Below are 22463 nucleotides of genomic sequence, written 5' to 3'. Positions count from 1 at the left end.
CACAACGTTCCGGAGGCGAGGCGCCGAATTCCCCCGAGCAGCGACAGCCGCCGTCATAAGGCGATATTGCGGATGTACCGGGCGCCTTTGCACCTTACCTTGAGATGCCCCCGCAGGCGGCCGGGTTCGGGCCAAGTGCCCGGCCCGGCATCCGCTTCCCGGACGGGCCGGCCGCGGCGAGCGGTGCCGCCCGCTCAGGCCCCTCGCTACAATGCACGCTCGACCATCATGTACCGAGCCAATCGCCCCATCTAGGGAGCGCCGCCCGCGAAACCGCCCTAGGAGCACGTTCCGTTGGCGTCTGCCAAGCCCCCCTCGCCCGCCCGTCCGCAGGTGTACCTGCACATAGGGACTCCCAAGAGCGGGACGACCTACCTGCAGAACGTGCTGTGGCGCAACCGGGGCCGGCTGCGCGAGCAGGGCGTCCTCTATCCCGGCGACACCCGCCACGCCCACGTGCAGGCCACCTTCGACCTGCGGGAGACCTCGTTCGAGGGCCGTCCCAACCCCGCCAACCGGGGCGCCTGGGACCGGATGGTCGGCGCCGTGCGCGCCTGGCGGCGCGGCCCGGCGATCATCTCCCAGGAGCTGCTGTCGCAGGCGCTGCCCCACCACGTCGAACGGGCGCTGGCGTCGCTGGACTTCGCCGACGTGCACATCGTGCTGACCGTGCGCGACCTGGCCCGCCAGCTGCCGGCGGCCTGGCAGGAGACGGTCAAGAACCGCTCCATGCAGCCGTATGAGGAGTTCCTGACCGCGCTGCAGGGGCCGCCGTCCAGCTGGAGCGGGCCGGTGAAGGCGTTCTGGCAGACCCAGGACGTGGCGCGGGTGCTGCGGCTGTGGGCCGCCGGCATCCCGCCCGAGCGGGTGCACCTGGTGACGGTGCCGCCGCCGGGGGCGCCGCGCGGGCTGCTGTGGGAGCGGTTCTGCTCGGTGGTGGGCATCGACGCGGCCCGCTGCGACACCGGCAAGGTGTTCGCCAACGCCTCGCTGGGCGCCGCCGAGGCCGAGCTGGTGCGGCGCATCAACGAGGCGGTCCGCTACAAGATCTCCTGGCAGCAGCACAACCTGCTGGTCAAGCGGCACATCGCCCAGGAGGTGCTGGCCCGGCGCAAGGGCACCAAGATCGAGCTGCCGGCCGACCGGCGCGCGTGGGTGGCCTCCCGCTCGCGGGAGCTGGTGGAGCCGCTGCGCGGCAAGGGCTACCACGTGGTCGGCGACCTGGAGGAGCTGCTGGTGCCGCCGCCCGACGCCGGCGGCTCGCCCGAGCCCCTCCCGCCCTCGCCGGCCGAGATGCTGGAGGGGGCCTGCGACGCGATCGGCTGGCTGCTGCAGCACCGCGCCCAGCTGGACGCCCGGATGGACGCGGCCCCCGCCGAGGCGGGGGTGCAGGCGCAACTGAAGGCCAAAGAGCTGCGTGAGGCGGCGAGCCTGCTGGTGGAGCGGGCCACCCCGCTGTCGCGCCGGGTGGTCCGCCGGCTGAGCGAGCGCTACCCGGCGGTGATGCGGCTGCGGCAGTCCTACTGGAGATACGTGTCCGCCGGGGATGACGCCCGCGCATGACGGATGTTTCCGCGCACGAGATCGGCGACGACGCCGGAAGGGAGAACCGGGTGACCGAAAGCGGCCGGGAAGGCAGGGTCTTCCTGCATGTCGGTGCCCTGCGAGCGGGAACCGGCATCATCCAGGGCGCGCTGTGGCACAACCGGCACACCCTGGCCGAGCGCGGCGTGCACTACCCGCTGGAAAGCCGCGACGAGCACTTCGCCGCGGCCATGGACCTGCGGGAGATGGCCTGGGACGGGCACCGCGACCCGGCCTGGAGCGGCGCCTGGGACGCGGTGGCCGAGCGGATCGGCCGCCGCCGCGGGCAGACGGCGATCTTCTCCGACGAGCGGCTGGCGGCGGCGACCCCCGAGCAGATCCGGCGGGCCCTGTCCACGCTGCCGGCCGAGCGGGTGCATGTGGTCTTCACCGCCGGCGACCCGGCGCGGCAGCTGGTGGCCGAGTGGCAGCAGCGCCTCATCCGGGGCCACGCCCTGGACTTCGCCGAGTTCGTGGAGCAGACGCTGGCGGACCGGGACGCCGTCGACGGCCCCGGCAAGGCGTTCTGGCTCATGCACGACCCGGTGCGGGTGCTGCGCCGGTGGCAGACGGCGGTGCCGCCGGAGCGGCTGCACCTGATCACCCTGCCGCACGGGGACGACCGCAACGAGCGGCTGTGGATCCGCTTCGCCGAGCTGACCGGCATCGACCTGTCCTGGTGCGACCTGACCGGGGTGGACGACACCGTCTGGCTGGGCGCCGTGGAGGCCGGGCTGCTGAGCATGCTCAACAAGCGGGTCGGCCCCGCCCTGGGCGACACCTACAAGCGGCTGATCGGCGAGCACGTGGTGCGGCCGGTGCTGGCGCGGCGCCGCGACCCGGTGCCCGTGGGCCTGCCCGAGCGCCACTACGGCCGGGTGCGCGAGCTGGCCCAGGAGATGATCACCACGATCTCCGAAGAGGGCTGGCAGGTGATCGGCGACCTGTCGGAGCTGGCCCCCCGCTTCGGGGAGGGCGGGCGGCCCGACCTGGCGCCGGCCGAGCAGATGCTGGAGGCCGGCATCGAGGTGATCGAGTCCCTGCTGGTGGGCATCACGGGCATGGTCCAGCAGACCGAGATGGCCCACCTCAACCACGAGCTCAGCCAGGTCCGCGACCAGCTCAAGCGGCTGGCCGAGACCTCCGCGCAGCCTCACCCGGCCTGGCGGCTGACCGGCAGGCTGCTGGGCCGCCGCCGGGTGTAGCGGGGAGCGTCATGGGGCACGCCGAGGTCGAGCGGGTCTGGCCGCGCGACGGCCGCATCCGGATCGAGGGCCGGCTGCACGAGGTGACCGGGACGGCCGGCGACCGCTGGACGGCCGAGCTGCGGGGGCGCCGCGACCCCAACAGGGTGCTGCGCTTCCCGGTGCGCGTGACCGCCGGCGCCTTCGACTTCGCGTTCCCGATCACCGAGCTGATCACCCCGCGGCTGCGGGCCGCCGCACCGGGCACCCGGCAGGTGTGGGACGTCTTCTTGGTGCGGGAACGGGACGGACTGCGGGTGCGGGCCGGGCGGCACCTGGACGACATCGCCAACCGCGCCGAGGTCTTCGTCTACCCCGCCCAGCGCGCCGGGGAGAACGACGAATTCGTCATCCGCCCCTTCTACACACCCGATGATCATCTATCCGTCCGTTGTGGTAAACCACAATCAGCGTGAAGTCGTCCCATTTACGTGAGAATTCGCTACCTGGTCCGGTTCGGTTACGGGATCAACGGCATCACCAGGTCGGTCATCACCCAGGCCAACACGCCCTGGCGGCCGCCGGGCACCAGGTCGAGGTGGTCAGCCTGCGGCGCCACAGTGAGCGGCCACATTTCCGGCTCGACCCGCGGGTGCGGATGTTCCCGCTGATCGATGACTTCGACCGCGACCCCTCCTGGTGGGAGACGGCGGCGGCGCTGGATGAGCGCTCGGCGCCGCTGCTGGGCTCGGGACACGCCCGCCTCAAGCCTCCCCAGCGCTTCTCCGAGCTGGAAGAACGCGAATGCGCCCGCTATGTGGGCGAGCTGCGGGACGGGGTGCTCGTCACCACGCAGCCGCCGCTGTCGCTGTTCGCCATCCGCTACGGGTCTCCGCACTTCGTGCACATCGCCCAGGAGCACGTCAACTACGACTTCTATGGGCAGTCCATGCGGCAGCTGATGACCGAGCACTTCGGGAAGCTCGACGCCATCGTGACGCTGACCGCCGCCGACGCGGCCGCCTACCGCAGGGCCTTCCCCGCCGACCGGGGCGGACCGGTGATCCGGCAGATCCCCAACGCCCTGCACCGCTGGGGATTCCCCCCGGCGCCGCTGGACCGCCCGGTGATCTCGGCGGTGGGGCGGCTGCAGCACGAAAAGGGCTTCGACCTGCTGATCGAGGCGTTCGAGCAGGTCGCCGCCGCGCACCCGGACTGGCAGCTGCGCATCTACGGGGCGGGGCCGCTCAAGCCCGCGCTGCGCTCGATGATCGAACAGCGGCACCTGTACAACCACGTGCTGCTGATGGGGCCGAGCGACGACCTCGACGCCGAGTACCCCAAAAGCTCACTGCTGGTGCTCAGCTCCCGCTATGAGGGGTTCGGGCTGGTGCTGCTGGAGGCGATGGCGCACGGGCTGCCGGTGGTGGCCTTCGACTGCCCCCACGGCCCCGGCGAGATCATCGACCACGGCCGCACCGGGCTGCTGGTGCCGCCGCAGGACGTGGCCGCCCTCGCCGCGGCCGTCGGCAAGCTGATCGACTCGCCTGAACTGCGGGCCGAGCTGGGGGCGGCCGGGCGGCGCAAGGCCGAACGGTACCGCCCGGAGATCATCGCCCGGCAGTGGGAGGAGCTGTTCGCCGAGCTGCTGGCCGCGCGGGGAATCCCGCCCGGCTGAGCACCTGCCGGTTCGGCCTGGGCCCCGACCGCAGTCCCGCCACCAGCCCGGCGGCCAGCCCTTTGCGGAGGGTCGCCCGGTCCTGGGAGCGGATGAACGTCTTGGCCCAGCGCCGCACCGTCGAACCCGCATACAGCACCCGTTCGGCCGGGGCGAGGCCGGGGCTGCGGGTGAACAGCCAGACCTTGTTGCGCACCTCGTAGAAGAACCGCTCCCCCGGGTCGGCGTCGGTGGAGCCGAAGGTGCGGGTCTTGTGGATCACCACGCTGGCCGGGCACAGCAGGCCCCGCCGGCCGCGCAGGATCCGGGTGGTGAACTCAAAGTCGTCGTTCCACAGGAAGTAGTCGGCGATCGGCAGCCCGCTCTCGCGGATCGCCCGGGCGTCCACCAGCACCGACACAAAGGACGCCGAGCGGATGGGCACGCAGCCCAGCGCGCGGGCGGCGGCGCGTTCGGCGGCCGAGGCGCCGGGCTTGGGCCGGGGGGTGTTCATCGGGTGCGGCCGGCCGTCGGTCCAGCGCACCGCGCTGGCGACCAGCGCCGCCGGGTCGGCGACCGCCGCCAGCTCGGCCAGCGCGGTGGGGGTGGGCACGGTGTCGTCGTCCAGCAGCCACACCCAGTCGGCGCCGCGCTGCAGCGCCCGGGCGATGCCGGCGGCGAACCCGCCGGCCCCGCCGGTGTTGTGCGTCAGCGCGACCAGGTCCACCTCGCCGGCGCGTTCGGCCAGCAGCTCGCCGGTGCCGTCGTCGGAGGCGTTGTCGACCACCACCACCAGGTCGGGCCGGCGGGTCTGCGCCATGACCGCATCCAGCGCCTCGCGCAGCAGCTCGCGGCGGTTGTAGGTGACGACGACCGCCGCGATGCGGCCGGTCGCGGTCACTTGGCCCCCCGCTGCCGCAGCTCGTCGCGGATCTCCACGATCTTCTCCATGGTCTTCATCACCAGCGGCTCGCGCTGCCCGATCCGGTGGGCCATGTGCCGCAGCACGGGCCGCTCATAGGCGGCCCGCATGGCCTGCCAGGCCTCGTCCCGTTCCCGCTGCGCCTCGGCCAGCTGCCGTTCCAGCTCCCGGACCCGCTGCTCCAGTTCCTGCAGGCGGCCGGAGCGTTCGGCGGCGGCCTCCGCCAGGCCGCGGGCGGCGTCCAGCGCCACATCGACCAGCTCGTCGGCGGTCACGTCGTCGGGATGCCGCTCTTCCTGCTGCTGCGAAAGGACGGGGTTCAGCTCCGACAGGTCACCGACGATGTGATAGCCGCGCCCGGCGACCTCGGCCAGCATGCGCTCGTTGCGTTCCACGGCCCACTGCAGTTGCGGACCCGACAGGACGATGCGGCGTGCGGCCTTGCGTCCGCCCAGCACCTTGGGCACCAGGTGGTGCTTGATGAGCCGTTCATAGGTCGGCCAGTCGATCCTGCCCTTGAGTCGCCGGTTGAGGCGGCGCAGGAACGCCGTCTCCGCGGCGCCGATGGAGGAGTTGGCCTCCACGGGGGGCGGCGGGATCTGCTCGGGGTCGACTCCGATCACTTCGGCGAAGCGCCGCCACAGCAGGTCCTGCGGGCCGCCGCCGGAGGGGACGGTCACGATGTGGACGCGCTCGGGAGGAACGCCGGGAATGCCGCCGGCCCACCGGTCGAGGATGCCGACCAGGTCCTGCATGCGCCAAAAGGCCCGGCCGTGGTCGCCTTCGCTGCCCTCGGGGTCCCGCAGCTGCTCGACGAAGACCGAAAACGGCACCCCGAAGCGGTTCTTGACGGTCTCCTGCCAGGCCGCGGGGATCTGGCGGACCAGGTCCCGGACGGTCAGCACCAGGTGGACCTCGGCGAAGGCGAGGTCGGACAGGGCCTGCTCGGCCTGCTCGGCGGTGGACCGGGTGAGCAGCTCGTGGCTGATGACGGTGGTGCCCCGCCACCTGCGCGCCTCGGCCACCAGCCGCTCCCAGGCGCCCGGCACCTCGGGGTAGTTGTGCCCCAGGTAGTCGGCCTCCTGCAGGTCGAGCGTGGCCCAATAGTGCGCCGGGTAGGCGTCGCCGGGGTACAGCACCCCCTGCTTGCGCAGCCGCTCCCGGTTGCGCCACATCACGTTCTGCAGGTAGGTGGTGCCGCTTTTGGGAGTGCCCAGATGCAGATAGACGACCTGGTCGCGGCCCCGGCCCCCGGCCGCCTGCGAGCCGGGTCCAAAGCTCACCATCGGTCGCACCCCTCTCCATGATCGATTCTGTGGAGATTGCTGCAGTCTACGGTCCCATAGGCCCGCAAGCGGGCCGTTCGCGCCCCGCCTGCCTGCTTCAGGACACTTCGAGGTGGTCGATGTCGATCGGGGCGCCCTGCTGGGTGAGCGTCAGGGTGTTCCAGCCGCGGGCGAGCGCCACCTCCACGGTCACCGTCCGCCACCGGCTGGACTTGCGGTAGTCCAGGCGCAGCCCCAGCATCCCGGCCGCCCCGCTCTCCGGGCGCGCCACGAGCCGCCCCTCGCCGGTCTTCCCCCGGACGGTGCGGTAGGTCAGGCGGACGGTGTAGACGCCCGCCTCCGGGGCCGGCACCCGGATCTCCAGCCCGCCGGGCGCTCCGGGACGGATCCGCACGGCGCGCCCGCCGGAGGCGCCCTTGCCGGAGACCACCCGCCCGCCGGCGGCCGTGCCGGCTTCGGCCTCATAGCGCCGCCGGGACCCGCGCACCACCGGGTGGGCGCCGTCCCAGCCCAGGTCCGCCACGTACATCGCCCGCCGCACCCGCTCGCCGCCGAGGAAGTCGGTGATGCCGTGGAAGACGATGTGGTCACCGGCCGGGTCGGCGACGATGTCGGCGCCGCCGGGGCCGACGATCTTGCGGCCGAACGACGTGCTGCTCATCAAGGGCTCGGGCGCCCGCCGGTAGGGGCCGGTGCGTTCGGCGGCGATCGCGTACCTGGTGCGGTAGCGGTCGCTGTAGAACACCCCCGCCGAATACAGCAGCACGTACTTGTCGCCGCGCCGCACCAGCGCGGGCGCCTCCACCAGCACCGGATCGGAGTCGTCCCAGGTCAGGATGCGGGTGGCGGGGCCGGTGAAGCTCAGCCAGCGCGGCCCGAGCGGGCGGATGAAGATGGCGGTCGGGCGCGGCCCGGCGATGTCCTTGCGGTACAGCAGGTGGGCGCTGCCGTCGCGGTCGCGGAAGAAGGCGGCGTCGATCGCATCGCCCTCTTCGGAGCACACCAGCGGCCGGTCGCCCACCGGCTGAAAAGGCCCGGTGGGCGACTGCGAGGTCGCCACGCCGATGCACTGGTCGCCGCTGGTGCGGGATTCGGCGGTGTAGTAGAGCACGAACACGCCGTCGGGGCGGCGCACCACCTCCGGCGCCCAGGTGTTCCCGCTCCTGGCCCACCGGCCGAGCTCGGGCAGCGCGTCCCCCGGCTGCACCCGCCACGGCCCGTCGATCGAGGGAGCGGTGGCCACGGGCACGTTGCGTCCCCGGGCGTTGGTGGCGTAGGCGTAGTAGGTCTCCCCCACCCGCAGGACGTCGGGGTCGGGGAAGTTGCCTTCGATGGCCGGTCCGGTGGCCTGGGGTTTGCGCGATTCGGCGACGGGCTCGCCGAGGCCGGGCGAGGCAGAGGGCTCGGGGGAGCCGGTGGGCTCGACGGGTTCGGGCGGGGAGGCCGTCGCCGGCGGCGCGGTGACGGCGGGCCGGACGGCCTGGGCGTGCCGGGCCTGCCCGTCCGCCCGGTCGGTGGTCGCCATGGCCACCGCCACCACGGCCGCCGACACCGCCGCGGCGCCGGCCAGGGCACGAAGCTCGGCGCCCCTCACGGACAGCTGGCCCCGGCGCACCGGCGCACCGCCTTCAGCCGCCTGGCCAGTTCCTTGCGCACCGAGGCCAGGGCCGGGTCGGCATGGCGGGAGTTGAGCTGGTAGGGGTCGGTGTACATGTCGTACAGCTCCTTTTCACCCCCCGAGTGCTCCACGTACAGGTAGCGGTCGGTGCGCAGCGCCGCGTACCAGCGCGCCCGGACGCGCGGACCGGTCTCCAGCAGGATGTCACGCTTCCGGTCGCCGTGGAGGAAGTTCTGCAGCGGGCGGCCGTCTTGGCGCCGTCCCGGCTTGGCCCCCGACGCCGCCAGGATCGTCGCCGGCAGGTCGACGTTGCTGACCGGCGTCCGCACCTTCCGCCCCTTGGGGAATCCGGGGCCCCGTACGATCAGCGGGATGCGCACCGACTCCTCATAGGGGTGGATCTTCTGGTGCGCGAAGCGGTGCTGGCCGAGCATGTAGCCGTTGTCGGAGGTGAAGACGAACAGGGTGCGGTCGAGCTGGCCGCGCCTTTTGACCGCCCGGTAGATCTTGGCGACCGCCTCGTCCACCGCCAGCAGCGACTCCAGCCGGTTGCGGTACTCGGCCTGGATGCTGGCGATCTTCTTCTTGCCGAACCGCTTGTTGCGGCGCACATGGCGCGGCTTGTCGCTGATGTCCTTTTCGTTGAAGGAGGGCGAACGCCACATGACGGCGTTGTCATAGGCGTTGCGGTGGCGCGGGGCGGGCCGGGGGCCGCCCCATTTGTCGCCCATCTTCTTGTTCCAGGGGGCCTCCAGATGCGGGGCCAGCGGCGCGAACCACATGAAGAACGGGCGCTTTCCGGTGGTCGGCCTGTTCAAATAGGCCACGGCCTTTCTGGCCAGCACATCGGTTTGGTAGTTGGCCGGCTTGCCGCCCTTCTTCTTGCCGTATTTGCGCAGCTTGCCGTTCTCGTTGAGGGTGTAACCCCACATGCTGTAGGTGGACGGCCCCATCAGGCCGTACCAGTCTTTCCAGCCCTGCGGGATCTCGCTGCCGTGCCGCCCATAACCGTTCAGGTACTTTCCGATGTGAACGGTGTCATAACCGCTTTGGGTCAGCCACATCGGCAGGGTCTGCTTGGGCAGCGCCTGATATCCCCCGTCGGGGGAGCTGTTGCTGAGCACCTTGTGGTTGTGGGCGTACTGCCCGGTCAGGAAGGTGGCGCGGGACGGGCAGCACCACGAATAGCTGACATAGGCGTTGCTGAACGTGGTCCCCTGATCGGCGAGCAGCCGCCGGACATTGCGCATGACCGACATCGACGCCAGATCCTGGTCGTCGGTCATGATGACGATGATATTCGGCCTGGCTTTCGCCTGCTGGGCCGTTTCCTGGGGCTTTTCCTGAGAACTCGTTGCGCATCCGGCGACCAAGGCCAGCGTCATGACAGACAGCATGACCTTGCGTGTACGCCGAACTGGAACCACGGCAGGAACTCCCAGCTTTCTACAACAGCCCACACCGGATCAAGTCCGGCAATACGCATGCCCAGGGTAGCGGATGTCCCCGGCATAATCGGAAGGTCTGGCCAAACCCGGGCGCCCTTCGCCCGCGAGGAGAGTAGCGTGCAGCTCACCGATACGAGTTTCATCGGCCTGCTTGCGGCACTGGCCGTGGCGGCGGTCGTGGCGACCGTGTGGCTGATGCCCAAGGTGGCCGGAGGCGGGCTGCGGCACTATGCCGCCCGCCTGGGACTGCTGGTGGCCTGCCAGCTGATGATCGTGCTCGCCCTCGCCGCCGGGGTCAACGCCTACTTCCTGTTCTATGCCAGCTGGGGGGACCTGCTGGCCGACGCCGACGGCGGCGCGCAGGTCCGCAAGGGGGAGACCCGCAAGATCCCCCGCACCGTGCTGCTGAAGCGCGACGCCTCGGAGCTGAGCGCGGACCTGGGCATCACGGACCGAAAGCGCGACGGGCTGCTGGAGCAGACCGTCATCGAAGGGCCGCGCACCGGCCTGCGCGCCGACGCGTTCGTCTACCTGCCGCCCGACTATTTCAAGCCGGAGGCCGCCCAGCGGCGCTTTCCGGTCGTGCTGGTGCTCACCGGCTACCCGGGCGACCCCAAGCTGCTGGTCGGCCGGCAGGAGATGCCCAAGCTGGCGCTGGAGGAGCTGCGCGCCGGGCGGGTCCAGCCGATGATCTACGTCTTCGTCCAGTCCACCGTGGCCCCGCCGCGCGACACCGAGTGCACCGACGTGCCGGGCGGCCCGCAGGTGGAGACGTTCTTCGCCCAGGACGTCCCGGAGGTGCTGCGCGCCTCCTACCGGGTCGCCCCCACCCGGGACGGCTGGGGGCTGATGGGCCCCTCCAGCGGCGGCTACTGCGCGGTCAAGCTGGCGATGCGGCACTCCGATGAGTTCGCCGCCGCCGGCTCGGTGTCGGGTTATTTCACCGCCATCAAGGACGCCACCACCGGCGACCTGTGGGACGGCAGCGAGGCCCTGCGCAACGAGAACGACCTGATCTGGCGGCTGGAGAACCGCCCGCCCCCGCCGATATCGGTGCTGGTGGCCTCGGCCCGCAAGGGCGAGAAGAAGTTCCCCGAGGCCGAGAAGTTCGTCTCGCTGGTCAAGCCGCCCATGCAGGTCGATACCGCCTACTTGCCGGAGGGCGGGCACAACTTCAAGACCTTCGCCCGGCTGTGGCCCCAGACGCTGCGCTGGATGAGCGGCAAGCTGCAGGTGAAGTAAGGGCTCAGCCCTTGCGGAGGCCGCCCCGGGAGCGTCCGCCGGACGCGGCGGCCTTCGCGGCCGAGGCGGCCATGCGCTCGCGGGACCGGTTGCGGCGGGCCCCGTAGGGGGCCACCAGCATGCGGTAGAAGGGCCGCCGGATCGAGGTCGGGACCAGCCGGTAGCCGCCGCGCAGGGCCACGTTGCGCAGGTACTGGGTGCGTGTGATGAAGCCGTGCTGCAGCATCTCCCGCTGCAGCCGCAGCTCGGAGTTCAGCAGCGCGCGGCCGCCCCGGCGCTCATAGGCCCCGGCGCTGACCCGGTAGTACACCAGCGGCTCGGCCACGTTGACCACCTTGGCGCCGTTGGCGATCATCCGCACGAACAGCCAGTAGTCCTCCATCAGCGGCAGGTCGCCGTAGCCGCCGGCGGCCAGCACCGCGCTGCGCCGGTAGACCACCGTGGGGTGGTTGAAGGGGTCGTGCAGGCGCGAGTAGCGGGCGATGTCCAGCGGGTCGCTGGGCGGGATCCGGCGGCCCACGATGTCGTTGAGGTCGGCGCCGAACTCCAGCAGCCCGGCCCCGACCAGGTCGGCGCCCGCGCGCACCAGCGGCACCTGCCGCTTGAACCGGTGCGGCATGGCGATGTCGTCGGCGTCCATGCGCGCCACGATGTCGTGGCTGCCGGCGGCCAGTCCCGCATCCAGCGCCGGGCCCAATCCCCGGTTGTGCTCCAGCTGCAGGAACTTGACCTCCACCGGGCTGGTGGCCACCAGCTCCTTCAGGCAGAGTGCGATCTCCGCGGACACCGGCCCGTCCTGGACCAGCACCACCTCGTCCGGCCGCAACTGCTGGTCGTGCACCGCGCTGCGAAACGCCGCCCGGATGTACTCCTCACGGTCACCGCCGTAGACGGTCAAAAGCAGTGAGAACGGTTCGGGGGCCATGAGTCCATCTCTGTGACCGGAGCGAACCGATGCCCGATCGGTTCACTTGCCTTTATCGGGTTTATCGACGCTGCGCGGCCAAGATACCGGCTCGTCCCATATGCCGATCGCGCCTGGCCGCTATCGGTCCGTGCCTGCTCGCTCCCTTCTGGTCGCGCCCGCCGCGGGCGGGTCAGGTGGTCTGGCTGCACACGTCCTGGTCGGCGCGCCGCTCCCCGGCGATCTTGGGCAGCGGGGTCCCGGTGCCCCGCAGCCGGACGCCGTCCTTGCCGATGATCAGGTAGACCAGTCCCGGCCGTCCGGAGGGGAACGCCGTGGGCTGGGGTGCGGCCTGCAGCTTGGCGGCCAGCGCGGCGGCCTGCCGCTCGGCGCCCGGCCCGTACAGGATCCGGGTCGGGATGTCGGCGGACTGCTGCTTGGTGCCCACCTTGACGATCTGGAAGCCCTGCTCGGTCAGCCCGTCGGCGGTGCGCTGGCCCAGCCCGTCGGTGGTGGTCCCGTTGTAGACGGCGACCTTGGTCTCCGCGGGCTTGGCCGGCGGCTGTCCCCCGTTCTGCCTGGCCGGCTGCTTGGGCTCCTCGGGGGGCAGCTCGTTGTCCTCGCGGATGGCGTCGAACAGCGGCTTGGCCCGGGCCATGTCGATCTGCACCCGGTTCTTGTCGGCGGGGTAGGCGGTCACCGGGACGGTGACGAAGGTGACCTTGCCCGCGCTCAGCCCGCGCAGGCTGGCGGCCAGCTTCTGCATCGTGCCGAGGGTCAGCCGGTCGTCCACCTTCACCGCCTTGGCCACCGCCTGCAGGAAGGCATAAGTCCTGGCGGGGTCCTTCAGCAGCCCGCTGCTGGTGGCCTTCTTGACCACCGAGCCCATGAACGCCTGCTGGCGCTTGATCCGCGACAGGTCCGAGCCGTCGCCCAGCCCGCCGGTGCGGGTGCGCACATAACCGATGGCCTGCTTGCCCATCACCACCTGCCGGCCCTTCTTGAGCACCAGGTCGGCCTTGGGGTCCCGGATGGGCTTGGGCACGCAGATCTCCACTCCGCCGAGGGCGTCCACCACCTCGATGAAGCCGGACATGTCGATCTCGGCGTAGTGGTCGATGCGGATGTCGGTCAGCGACTCGATCAGGTTCCAGGTGCAGGCCGGGCCGGCGAAGGAATAGGCCCAGTTGAGCTGGCCGAACTGGGAGGGGACGCGAGTGCCGTCCTTCTTCTTGCACTCGGGGATCTGCACCATCGAGTCGCGGGGGAAGCTGATGCCGATGGCCCGTTCTCCGCCCGGGGAGATGTGCATCAGGATGGTGGTGTCGGAACCACCGCCTTGGTCGCTGCCGAACCGCTTGTTGTCGCCCTCCCGGCTGTCAGAGCCCAGCAGCAGGATGTTCAGGGAGTTGTTGAGCTTCTCCGGCCGGTCGGCGGCGAGCTGGTCGTCGATGTTGTCCCGCTCGATCGCGCCGTTGACGCTCCGGTAGAACCCGTAGGCGGTCAGACTGGCCAGCACCATCAGCGCAGACAGCACGATGGACGCCCACCCCAGCAGGCGCCAGCGCCGGTCGTGGGCCGGCGACGGCGGCGGCGCGGCCCGGGTGGCTTCGCGCTCCGAAGTGACCAAACCTTCCATCCGTCGTATTCCATCACAGCCGGGACACCGGTCACGGCCGTCACGATCAACTCGGTATGACGACCTTTGTCCCACTGGTCTCGGCGTCGGGTTCGCACCAGTATGTCCTTTGCGTAGTGGACGTCCCGGCCGTGGGCGAGGATGACATCGTTTCGAAATTCCTCGCCGGTCCCATCGCTCTGTTGTGACTTTGTCGCAGCGCGCCCAGTTGCCCCGACAGGACTAGACTCGGGCCGCATCCAGGGTGTTCGTCCGATCAGTCATGCCGCTGAGAGGAGACCGGTGTCCGATCGGGACTGGCAGCATGCGGTGCTGCGCGAGCTCGGTGCCGCCGAAGCCGGCCTCGCCGATCCTCGGCCACCGGGTCCTGTGCCCTCGCCCGCCCCGGCGGCGACCGCCGCAGAGCCACAGCCGCAGCGGACCGGCGGCACCTCGCCTTCGGCCTGGTACCCCGAAGGAGTGGTGAGCGGGGAGGAACCCGCCGCCGGGACCGCTCCCCCGGTCCTGAGCGCGCCGCCTCCCCCGGGACGCGAGCCGACGGCGACCTTCAAACTGCCCCCTAAGAAATCGCAGCCGCCCCCCGCGGGACCGGAACACGCCGCCCCGCAGCCGCCCGGCCCCGCCCCCTCCCACGAGACGGCGGCCGACCGCCACGTGGCCGGGGCCGTCCCCGCCCAGGCGGGGCCGAGCGAGCCGCCGTCCTGGGAAGAGGTCATGGCGGCGCACGCCCAGGCCACCGGCGCGGAACCCGCCGCGCCGTCCCCCCCGCCGCCCCCGCCGTCGCTGTTCGGACGCCCGGCGGCATCCGGCGACGCCCAGCCCCCGGCGGCGGGCGAGAACGCGCCCGGCCCCGCATGGACGCCCACGCCGGCCGGCGGTGAGGCCCCCGCGGCACCCGTCACGGGCGTCCCCGACCGGCCCGGCGACGACGCGGCGGCCCACCCCCTTCCCGCGCCGCCGCAGGCTCCCCGTCCCGCCGCCCCGCAGCCGCCCGCTCCCGCCGGTGACGCCGAGGTGTCGGCCGAGGCGCTGGTGCGGCGCAAGGCGCACGGCGACTCGGCGCTGCGCCGGGTCGGCCGCGGGGTGCGCAAGATGGTGGGCGCCACGGCGGCCGGCGACATGCGCGAGATGACCGGCATGGTGCAGCGGCTGCAGTCGCCGGTGCCCTCCTGCCGGCGGATCGCCGTCACCTCCATCCGCGGCGGCGCCGGCAAGACCACCGTGGCGGCGCTGCTGGCCTCGGTGATCGCCGAGCACCGCGAGGACCGGGTGCTGGCCATGGACGCCGACTCCGGGCTGGGCTCGCTGGCGCTGCGGCTGAACGTGCGCCCCGAACGCTCCATCCACGACCTGGCCGCCGCCCGTCCCCGCTCCTGGGAGGAGACCGCCCCCTACCTGTCGCGCACCGAACAGGGACTGTGGGTGATGTCGGGCACCGCCCGCGGACGGGTCTCGGAACTGGACCTGGAGACCTTCCAGGCGGCCGCCTCCGGGGTGAGCCGCTACTTCTCCGCCGCGGTGATCGACTGCGGGGCCGGCATCGTGGAACGGCTGCAGCGGGGAGTGCTGGCCGCCGCGCACGCCCAGGTGTTCGTCGCCCCCGGCACGGTCGACGGGGCGCTCAGCGCCCGCCACACCCTCAGCTGGTTCGTCGGCAGCGGCTATGAGCAGCTGCTGTCCCGCACGGTGGTGACACTGGTCACCCACTCCCCCCACGCCGACGGCGACGCCGACCTGGAACGGGCCCGGCAGATCCTCAGCGACGGCGGGCTGCCGGTGGTGGTGGTCCCCTACGACCGGCACCTGGCCACCGGGACGGCCATCACCCCCGGCCGGGTGAGCGGCGGCGTCCGCACCGCGGTGTCGTGGATCGCCGCCGAGGTCTTCGCCCGTTCGCTCACCGGAGGCACGCAGTGAGCACCGACGTGGTCGCGCTGACCAAGGACCGTCCCGACGTGGGCGCCGTGCTGGAAGGGCTGGGGGCGCGGCTGCAGCTGCCGATGGCGGTCAGCGCCCACGGCGGGGCCTGCCGGGTCTACGACGGGGCGGGCCGGCTGGTGGTGCACATTCCCGAGCCGGTGCTGATCGGCGTGCCCGGCGAGATCGAACGACTGCTGGGAGGCGGGGTGCAGGCCGCCCCGCCGGTGTGGTGGGTGGACATCCGCGCCGCCGCCGACCTGGCCGATGCCGCGCGGATCGCCCGGGCCTGCGCCGAGGAACTGGTGGCCCGGCACGGCGGCGCGATGTGGACGGGAGCGGGCCGGTGAGCGCGGTACTGGATGTGATGACGGCGCAGGCCATGGTGGTGCTGCAGGACCGCCCCGTGGTGGCGCTGACCCCGTGGCTGGCCGCGGCGCTGGAGGAGTGCGCCGGGTCGGGCCGCGCCCTGCAGATCGTGACCTCGCCGTCCTCGCGGCTGTCGATGCCGCTGAAGCTGGCCGGGCCGGCCGCCCAGTGGGTGGTGCGCGACGGCGACGGCTACTACGAAGGGCTGACCGGGCGCCCGCTGCGCTGGGACGGCGGGGCCTTCAGCCCCGTCCCCGACGCCCGCGACTACGCGCCCGGCTACCTGACCCCGCCCAGCGGGCCGCTGGGCGCCCAGCTCACACTGACCTACCGGGCCCGGCACACCCGGCACAGCGTGCTGGGCGGGCAGCTGGAACGGCTGTTCACCATGCTGACCGGGCGTCCCCCCGCGGGCTGGGGGCCGGCCGAACCGGTCGCCCACCCCTGGCAGCGCTCCGAGCTGACCTCTCACGTCCGCGAACGGGGCAACGCCGCCGTCCGGCTGGTGGTGGTGGGCGCAGGCGGCGGGCGCAGCGCGCTGGCGGTGGCCGAGTTCTCCCAAGGCGGCACCCTGGAGGTCACCACGCTGACCGTGGGACACCCCCCGGCCGATCCGCCGCCGGTCGCGCACCTGCCGGCGCTGGTGGAGTCGCTGGTGGCCGAGCACCCGGTGGCCTCCCTGCTGGCCCAGCTGAGCCCCGGCCGGGCGGATGCGACCTACGAGCCCCGCTGGACGGGCGCCCCCGCCCCGCTGGGCATGGCGGTGGCCGGGGAGCGTCCCGGCCCGCCCGGCATCCCGGCCCGCCCGGCGGGCTCCGGGCAGACCCCGATGACCTGGTTCGAACTGGGCGACGGGCGTTCCCCGGAGGGCTGGCGGCGGCACCGCGAACTGCTGCGGCATCTGACCTCCTGACCCCCTCCGGCCGGCCGGGCCCGGCGCGGTGGCCCGCGGCCCGACCTGCCAGATCACCGAAGGCGTCCACCCCGGACGGTGATCCGCACCAAAGGCATAGTGATCGTTTCGTGATGTTTGAGATTGCTGTGCGATGGGGGAGGTCGGTAGTTTTCGGGGAATGCGTTTGGGACGTATGCAGCTGTGGCTGGCGATCGGATCGGGCCTGACGGTGGCCGCGACCACTGTCGGCGTAGTGGCATTCGTCAGGAACAACGACGAGCCGGCCGTCCGGGTACAGCAGGTCGCCTCCAGCGGCGCGGTCAGCGCCGGCGCGGCCCGCGGCGTCGAGGCCTACTGGACCGCCGAGCGCATGGCCAAGGCCCGTCCGGTCGGCGCGCCCGCCGACCCCGGAGAGGTCGCCGCGACCGGCGGCGCCGCCAGGACCGCCAAGGCCTACAGCGGCATCCCCTCGGTGGGGGCGCTGTTCTTCAACAACGGCGCCGGCGACCACTACTGCACCGCCGCGGTGGTCAACAGCCGGTCCAAGCGGCTGATCATCACCGCCGCGCACTGCATCCACGGCGGCAAGGGACGCGGCTACTTCAAGAACATCGCCTTCGTCCCCCGCTATGACCGGGGCAAGAAGCCGTACGGCATCTGGACGGCCCGCAAGATGTTCGTCCCCAAGGGCTGGGCCAAGCGCAGCGACCCCGACCTGGACTTCGGGTTCGTCTCGCTGCACACCAAGGACGGCCGCCGCATCCAGCCCGCGGTCGGCGGCGGCAACAAGATGGCCGTCAACAAAGGGTATGTCAACATCGTCAACGTGACCGGCTACCCCAGCGTCCGCCGCGACCCGCGCGACCGGCCCATCTGGTGCCGGACCAAGACCGCCAAGCACTCCAGGTTCCAGATCAAGATGGCCTGCAACGGCTTCTACGGCGGTGTCAGCGGCAGCCCCTGGCTGCTGAACTACAACACCAAGACCCACAAGGGGACGATCAACGGCGTGCTCGGCGGCTACCGGCGCGGCGGCAACGTCCACTGGATCTCCTATGCCGCCTACTTCGACAAGGACGTGCTGAAGCTGCGGGCGTACGCCAACGACCACGCCTGAGGGCGGGTCCCCCGGGTCCGCAGCCCCGGCGAGGCTCGAAGGAGGAGCGCTCCTGAGCACCCAAACCATGCAGCCACTGGCCCCCGGCGATCCCACCGTGGTGGGTCACTACCGGTTGCTGGGACGGCTCGGCCAGGGCGGGATGGGCGCCGTCTACTACGGCGCCGGGCCCGACGGGCGGCCGGTGGCGGTGAAGGTCATCCGCAAGGAGCTGGCCGCCGACCCCGGCTTCCGGGCCCGGTTCGCCGACGAGGTGAGCAACGCCCGCAAGGTGGCCTCGTTCTGCACCGCGCAGGTGCTCGACCACGGCGAGGCCGACGGCTCCCCCTACCTGGTCACCGAGTACATCGAAGGACCCTCGCTCAGCGAGTACGTCCAAGAGCACGGCCCGATGCCCCTGGAGCCGCTGCGGGCCCTGGCGGTGGGCATCGCCACCGCGCTGGTGGCCATCCACGGGGTGCGGCTGGTGCACCGCGACCTCAAACCGTCCAACGTGCTGCTGTCGGCGACCGGTCCCCGGGTCATCGACTTCGGCGTGGCCCGCGCCGTGGACTCCTCCTCCCACCACACCCAGACCGGCTTCATCGTGGGCAGCCCCGGCTGGATCGCGCCCGAGCAGGTCTTCGAGGGCAAGGTCGGCACCGCCGCCGACATCTTCACCTGGGGATCGCTGATCGCCTTCGCCGCCACCGGACGCCACCCCTACGGCACCGGCAACCTGATGGTGCTGGCCACCAAGGCCCACCAGGGCGCCCACGACCTGACCGGGGTGCCCGAGGAACTCCGCCCGCTGATCACCGCCGCGCTGGACCCGGACCCCTCCCGCCGCCCGACCGCCGAGGAACTGGTGGTGGCGCTGGTCGGGGACGAGACCGACCCGCAGACCGGGGCCCAGCGGCTGGTCACCTCCGCCTGGACGCCGAACTCGCTGTCCCCGGCGGTGTTCGCCCAGCCCGCGCCGCCGCCGGTGACCCCGCCGCCGTTCCCGATGCCGCCCGTGACGCCCCCGCCGGCGCCTGCGCCCGCCCCGGGCGCCCCGCCGGGACCGGTGGCCGCTACACCGCCCCCGTTCGCGGCCCCCGCGCCCCCGGCGGCCCCACCGCCGTCCCAGTCCAGGTCACCGGGTGCGATCATCGCGGTCGTCGTCGCCGCGACGTTGATGGCCGTCATGGTGCTGGGCACCGTGGTCTACGCGCTGAACCGCAAGGACGGCGACTCCGCCGAGCCGCCGCCGGCGGAGCCCATCTCGCCCGCCGGCTCCCCCAGCGCCCAGACGGTCAACGGTGAACGGATCACCCGGCTCCCTGAGCTGTGCACCCCGCTCGGCAGGGTGCTGCCCGCCAAGGCCCGCGGGGTGCCGCTGGACAAGGGCGACAACAACGACTCGAACATGCAGATCTGCAGCTGGGAGCGGCGGCGTTCCGACCACGCCCTGGACTTGACGGTCACCGTCACCCGCCACGAGACCATCGGCGACAAAAGCGGCGAGCAGCGGGCCCGCGAGGACGTGCAAAGCGACTGGGAGTACCTCGGCGAGTCGGAGTACCACTCCGGCAGGGAACGGCTGTCGGGGGTCGGCGACGAGGCCGTCTCCGCCAAGCTGGACAGCTCCACCATCGCCGGCCCCGATGAGAGCCGGCTGCGCAGCTACTGGATGAGCGGCGTGGACCTCACCGCCCGGTACGCCAACGTGGTGATCGAGGTCAACTGGGAGGCCGCCGACTACCCGCCCGCCGTCCGGGGCGACCGGGTCCTCAAGGGCACGGGACTGCCCTACCAGACGGCCAAGCAGGAGGCCATCCGCCTGGTCCGCGCCGTCATCGCCGAGCTCCGCTAGACCCGGCCGGAGAAACGGCCGCACGGGACCGGCTCGAGCACGCGGCGGGACGTCCCGGATACCTGAGACGGGAATGGTGAGGCGTGCTGGAGTACCTGGAATCGGACGCGACCGGCATCGCGGAGGCGGTCGGCCGGGGAGAGGCGTCCGCGGTGCAGGTCGTGCGGGCGGCGCTGGAGCGGCTGGCGGCCGTCGAACCGGTGCTGCGCGCGTTCCGGCGGGTCCTGGCCGAACAGGCGATGGCGGACGCGCAGGCCGTGGACCGGGCGGTGGCCCGGGGCGAGCGGCTGCCGCTGGCGGGGGTGCCGATCGCGGTCAAGGCCTGGGACGGGCTGGAGGCGCCACAGACGGTGCTGCTGCGGCGGGCCGGGTGCGTCGTCATCGGGCTGACCTCCGTCCCGGGCCCGCACACCCCCTGGCAGACCTGGGGGCGCACCGAGCGCGGCCCCACCGTCAACCCCTGGCGCGCCGACCGGACGCCCGGCGGGTCCTCGGCCGGGTCGGCGGTCGCGGTGGCGGCCCGGGTGGTGCCGCTGGCCACCGGAAGCGACGGGGCCGGATCGATCCGCATTCCCGCGGCCTGGTGCGGGGTGCTCGGCCTCAAACCCACGAACGGCCGGGTGCGCGGCCACGACGCCGCCGGGCTGAACGTCCCCGGGGCGCTGGTGCGGACCTCGCGGGATGCGGCGCTGCACCTTTCGGTGCTGCTGGGGGAGGAGATCACGCCCGCCGGGCCGGAGCCGCTGCGGGCCGTCTGGTCCGGTTCGCTGGGGTTCGCGCAGGTCGACCCGGAGCAGGCCGCGCTCGCCCGGACCGCCGCCGAGCGATTGCACCGGGCCGGGCGGCTGGTGTGGCGGGACCATCCGGTGCGGCTGCTGGACCCCGGGCCCGCCTGGCACGCCCTGCGCGAGCTGGGCGGCGACCGGGAGAACGCCCGGCGCATCCGCCGGGCCAACGACGATCGGCTGCGCGCGGTGTTCGCGGAAGCGGACGTGCTGCTGACCCCCACGACCCCGCTGCCGCCGCACGGTCACGACGGGCCCGGGGAGACGATGCCGGTCGACCTCACCTGGGGTTTCAACATCAGCGGCCACCCGGCCATCAGCATCCCGGCCGGCCGCGCCGCCGACGGCACACCGGTCGGGCTGCAGGCCATCGCCCGGCACGGCCGGGAGGACGTGCTGCTGCGGCTCGCCGCCGACCTGGAACGGCTGAGCCCGTGGCCGGTACCGGTCATCGCAGATGCCTGATGAGGACGCACCGGGAGGTCCGGATGGCCCGCGGTCGTGACACCGGCGTTCCGGACGGTCCGTCCCCGTGGGTTTAGGGCCCGTTCGGGGCGTCCTGCCGGCATTCGGCCGGCCGCCCGCGTGACACGGCCCAGGGTCGGCCTGCTCGAATCCCGCTGTGCGGGCCCGTCCCTCAGCCCTGCGGCGGAGGCGGTGGCTGGGGAGGACCCTGCGGCGGCTGGGGTCCGCCTGCGCCCTGGGGCGGTGCCGGAGGAAGGAAGTGGGGGCCGCCGCCCGGAGGCGGCGCTCCCGGATACTGCTGCGGAGGCATCGGCGCCCCCATGGAAGGGGGCGGCCCCCCAGTGGGGTACTGCCCGGGGGGCGGGCCCATTCCCGGTGGACCGGGCGGTGGCCCGTAGCGGCCGTAAGGGACGGCCATGGCCGTGCGCCTGCGATTGACCCGTCCATAGATGACGGCGGAAACCGTCAAGGCACCGCCCACCAGCAAGGCGGCGGCGACGATGGCGGGCCAGGCGACCTCATCGTCGCCCGAGGAGGGCGCACCTGCCGGCGAGGGGCCCGATTCCTTGGAGTCCGTCTCCGGCTCCCGTGCCGACTTCGGCTGGGTCGCCAGCCACTTGTCGTACTCCTCGAAGACGGGGTTCGGCGGGTTCTTCGGAAGCAGCCCCTCGAAGATCCGGTAGGGCCGGAACAGGCCGTGGCCGCTGCGGTCGTCCTTGCCCGGCTCGCCGATGTCCCGCGCCGAGGCCACGACCCGCCGCACGACCTCACGGTTGCTCAGGTTCGGCGAGGCTGCCATTCCGGATGATGGTCGCTGCGGAAACTCCCGGGGCTGCTAGATCGACATATGGCTGCCGTTGTGTCTTCCTCCAGAGGCCGCCCTGGGAATCCGCTGCTCCAACCGCAAGAACCCCCTTGCAGTTAGCCGGGTGCATAGATGAGTTGAGGGAGTTTCCGTCATTTCCCGCCCCGGCGACGATGACGGCATCGCGCTCTATCGCATACCTCACCGCATCCTGCAGGTAGGCGGGGCAAGGGCCGGCAAGAGCCTGTGAAAGATTGATGACCTTCGCACCGTTATCAGCTGCGAAACGGATTCCTTGAGCGTAGGCAGCCGTCGATCGCGTGATAACCGGAAGTATCTGAGCTTCTGGCGCTACCCCGAGAAAGCCACTCGATCCACCACGTGAAGCGATGAGAGCTGCGATTCCGGTGCCATGCCCGCCCAGGTTGGTGTCCGTGTCTCTGCGTCCATCACTGCCGCCGTACATAAAATCCGCCCCAGGGAGCACTGCCCCGGAGAGCTCTGGAATATCGGCCTGGACTCCTGAGTCGAGAACGGCGACTGTGACCCCACGCCCCTTGCTGTATTTCCACAGCTTGGTGTCGATGAACCACGCGTCGAACCACCATTGCTGCGGCAGATGCCGGACGGCCGTCGCGGCCATGCCCGGCAAGGCCGTCCCGACCACCATCAGCACAGCCATGGAAGAGATGATCAACGACCGCAACGTGCGATGGTTCAGCGGTATCGACATCGTGCAACCGATCGTTCAACGGGGGCGGGCAGGCCGGAGGTGCACCTCCAGCCTGC

19 protein-coding genes are annotated in these 22463 nt (G+C 72.1%); 11 read left to right on the top strand and 8 right to left on the bottom strand.

Features of this window, described 5'->3' with window-relative positions:
• Positions 1 to 294 precede the first annotated feature (294 nt).
• The 4 genes from BUE48_RS03185 to BUE48_RS03170 all read left to right on the top strand — a co-directional run bounded on the left by BUE48_RS03185 (position 295) and on the right by BUE48_RS03170 (position 4446).
• Positions 295 to 1563, top strand: a complete 1269-nt coding sequence (locus BUE48_RS03185) for a hypothetical protein (protein WP_286988762.1) — start codon at positions 295 to 297, stop codon at positions 1561 to 1563.
• Positions 1560 to 2789 (top strand): hypothetical protein, encoded by a 1230-nt coding sequence (locus tag BUE48_RS03180; protein WP_286988761.1) that lies wholly within the window; start codon positions 1560 to 1562, stop codon positions 2787 to 2789. The genes BUE48_RS03185 and BUE48_RS03180 overlap by 4 nt, the downstream gene beginning before the upstream one ends.
• An 11-nt stretch (positions 2790 to 2800) precedes the next feature.
• The gene (locus BUE48_RS03175) at positions 2801 to 3244 is read left to right on the top strand and encodes a hypothetical protein (protein ID WP_286988760.1); all 444 of its coding nucleotides are present in this window, start codon (positions 2801 to 2803) and stop codon (positions 3242 to 3244) included.
• Positions 3245 to 3426: 182 nt separating this feature from the next.
• Positions 3427 to 4446 (top strand): glycosyltransferase family 4 protein, encoded by a 1020-nt coding sequence (locus tag BUE48_RS03170; protein WP_286988758.1) that lies wholly within the window; start codon positions 3427 to 3429, stop codon positions 4444 to 4446.
• On the opposite strand, the gene BUE48_RS03165 is transcribed toward BUE48_RS03170, so the two are convergent.
• The 4 genes from BUE48_RS03165 to BUE48_RS03150 form a co-directional block, all read right to left on the bottom strand.
• Entirely contained in the window at positions 4379 to 5326 is a 948-nt protein-coding gene (locus BUE48_RS03165) for a glycosyltransferase (protein ID WP_286988757.1), read from the bottom strand. The genes BUE48_RS03170 and BUE48_RS03165 overlap by 68 nt on opposite strands.
• Entirely contained in the window at positions 5323 to 6633 is a 1311-nt protein-coding gene (locus BUE48_RS03160; protein ID WP_286988756.1) for a hypothetical protein, read from the bottom strand. Before BUE48_RS03160 ends, BUE48_RS03165 begins: the two co-directional genes overlap by 4 nt.
• A gap of 97 nt (positions 6634 to 6730) precedes the next feature.
• Positions 6731 to 8248 carry a family 43 glycosylhydrolase gene (locus tag BUE48_RS03155; protein WP_286988754.1) on the bottom strand — a complete coding sequence of 506 codons (1518 nt, stop codon included), beginning with the start codon at positions 8246 to 8248 and terminating at the stop codon, positions 6731 to 6733.
• Entirely contained in the window at positions 8224 to 9636 is a 1413-nt protein-coding gene (locus BUE48_RS03150) for a sulfatase family protein (RefSeq protein WP_286988960.1), read from the bottom strand. The genes BUE48_RS03155 and BUE48_RS03150 overlap by 25 nt, the downstream gene beginning before the upstream one ends.
• Before the next feature lie 180 nt (positions 9637 to 9816).
• Between BUE48_RS03150 and BUE48_RS03145 the strand changes: the two genes are divergently transcribed.
• Entirely contained in the window at positions 9817 to 10941 is a 1125-nt protein-coding gene (locus BUE48_RS03145) for an alpha/beta hydrolase (protein WP_012851005.1), read from the top strand.
• 4 nt (positions 10942 to 10945) lie between these two features.
• On the opposite strand, the gene BUE48_RS03140 is transcribed toward BUE48_RS03145, so the two are convergent.
• A complete protein-coding gene (locus tag BUE48_RS03140) occupies positions 10946 to 11866 on the bottom strand; it encodes a glycosyltransferase (RefSeq protein ID WP_012851004.1) in 921 nt (306 codons plus the stop codon).
• A gap of 172 nt (positions 11867 to 12038) precedes the next feature.
• Positions 12039 to 13484: an LCP family protein gene (locus tag BUE48_RS03135; RefSeq protein WP_286988752.1), complete on the bottom strand. Its 1446-nt coding sequence runs from the start codon at positions 13482 to 13484 to the stop codon at positions 12039 to 12041.
• 282 nt (positions 13485 to 13766) lie between these two features.
• On the opposite strand from BUE48_RS03135, the gene BUE48_RS03130 reads away from it, so the two are divergent.
• The 6 genes from BUE48_RS03130 to BUE48_RS03105 all read left to right on the top strand — a co-directional run bounded on the left by BUE48_RS03130 (position 13767) and on the right by BUE48_RS03105 (position 20869).
• Positions 13767 to 15401, top strand: a complete 1635-nt coding sequence (locus BUE48_RS03130; RefSeq protein WP_286988750.1) for a nucleotide-binding protein — start codon at positions 13767 to 13769, stop codon at positions 15399 to 15401.
• Positions 15398 to 15751: a hypothetical protein gene (locus tag BUE48_RS03125; RefSeq protein ID WP_012851001.1), complete on the top strand. Its 354-nt coding sequence runs from the start codon at positions 15398 to 15400 to the stop codon at positions 15749 to 15751. Before BUE48_RS03130 ends, BUE48_RS03125 begins: the two co-directional genes overlap by 4 nt.
• Complete coding sequence (locus BUE48_RS03120) at positions 15748 to 16683, top strand: DUF6177 family protein (protein ID WP_012851000.1); 936 nt, start codon at positions 15748 to 15750, stop codon at positions 16681 to 16683. Before BUE48_RS03125 ends, BUE48_RS03120 begins: the two co-directional genes overlap by 4 nt.
• A gap of 160 nt (positions 16684 to 16843) precedes the next feature.
• On the top strand, positions 16844 to 17782 hold the full coding sequence (locus BUE48_RS03115; RefSeq protein ID WP_169312986.1) for a trypsin-like serine peptidase: 939 nt from the start codon (positions 16844 to 16846) through the stop codon (positions 17780 to 17782).
• A gap of 67 nt (positions 17783 to 17849) precedes the next feature.
• Positions 17850 to 19619, top strand: coding sequence for a serine/threonine-protein kinase (locus tag BUE48_RS03110; protein WP_012850998.1), 1770 nt, complete (start codon positions 17850 to 17852; stop codon positions 19617 to 19619).
• Between the two features lie 83 nt (positions 19620 to 19702).
• On the top strand, positions 19703 to 20869 hold the full coding sequence (locus tag BUE48_RS03105; protein ID WP_286988747.1) for an amidase: 1167 nt from the start codon (positions 19703 to 19705) through the stop codon (positions 20867 to 20869).
• A gap of 172 nt (positions 20870 to 21041) precedes the next feature.
• Here BUE48_RS03105 and BUE48_RS03100 read toward each other — a convergent pair whose 3' ends face one another.
• Both BUE48_RS03100 and BUE48_RS03095 read right to left on the bottom strand, forming a co-directional pair.
• Positions 21042 to 21668: a hypothetical protein gene (locus BUE48_RS03100; RefSeq protein WP_286988746.1), complete on the bottom strand. Its 627-nt coding sequence runs from the start codon at positions 21666 to 21668 to the stop codon at positions 21042 to 21044.
• The gene (locus tag BUE48_RS03095) at positions 21637 to 22356 is read right to left on the bottom strand and encodes a S8 family peptidase (protein WP_286988744.1); all 720 of its coding nucleotides are present in this window, start codon (positions 22354 to 22356) and stop codon (positions 21637 to 21639) included. The genes BUE48_RS03100 and BUE48_RS03095 overlap by 32 nt, the downstream gene beginning before the upstream one ends.
• Positions 22357 to 22463: the final 107 nt, after the last annotated feature.

The organism is Thermomonospora sp. CIF 1 (genome assembly GCF_001896795.1).
Classification (GTDB): domain Bacteria; phylum Actinomycetota; class Actinomycetes; order Streptosporangiales; family Streptosporangiaceae; genus Thermomonospora; species Thermomonospora curvata.
The sequence above is the reverse complement of the archived record's forward strand: the minus strand, read 5'-3'. Positions and strand labels throughout refer to the sequence as shown.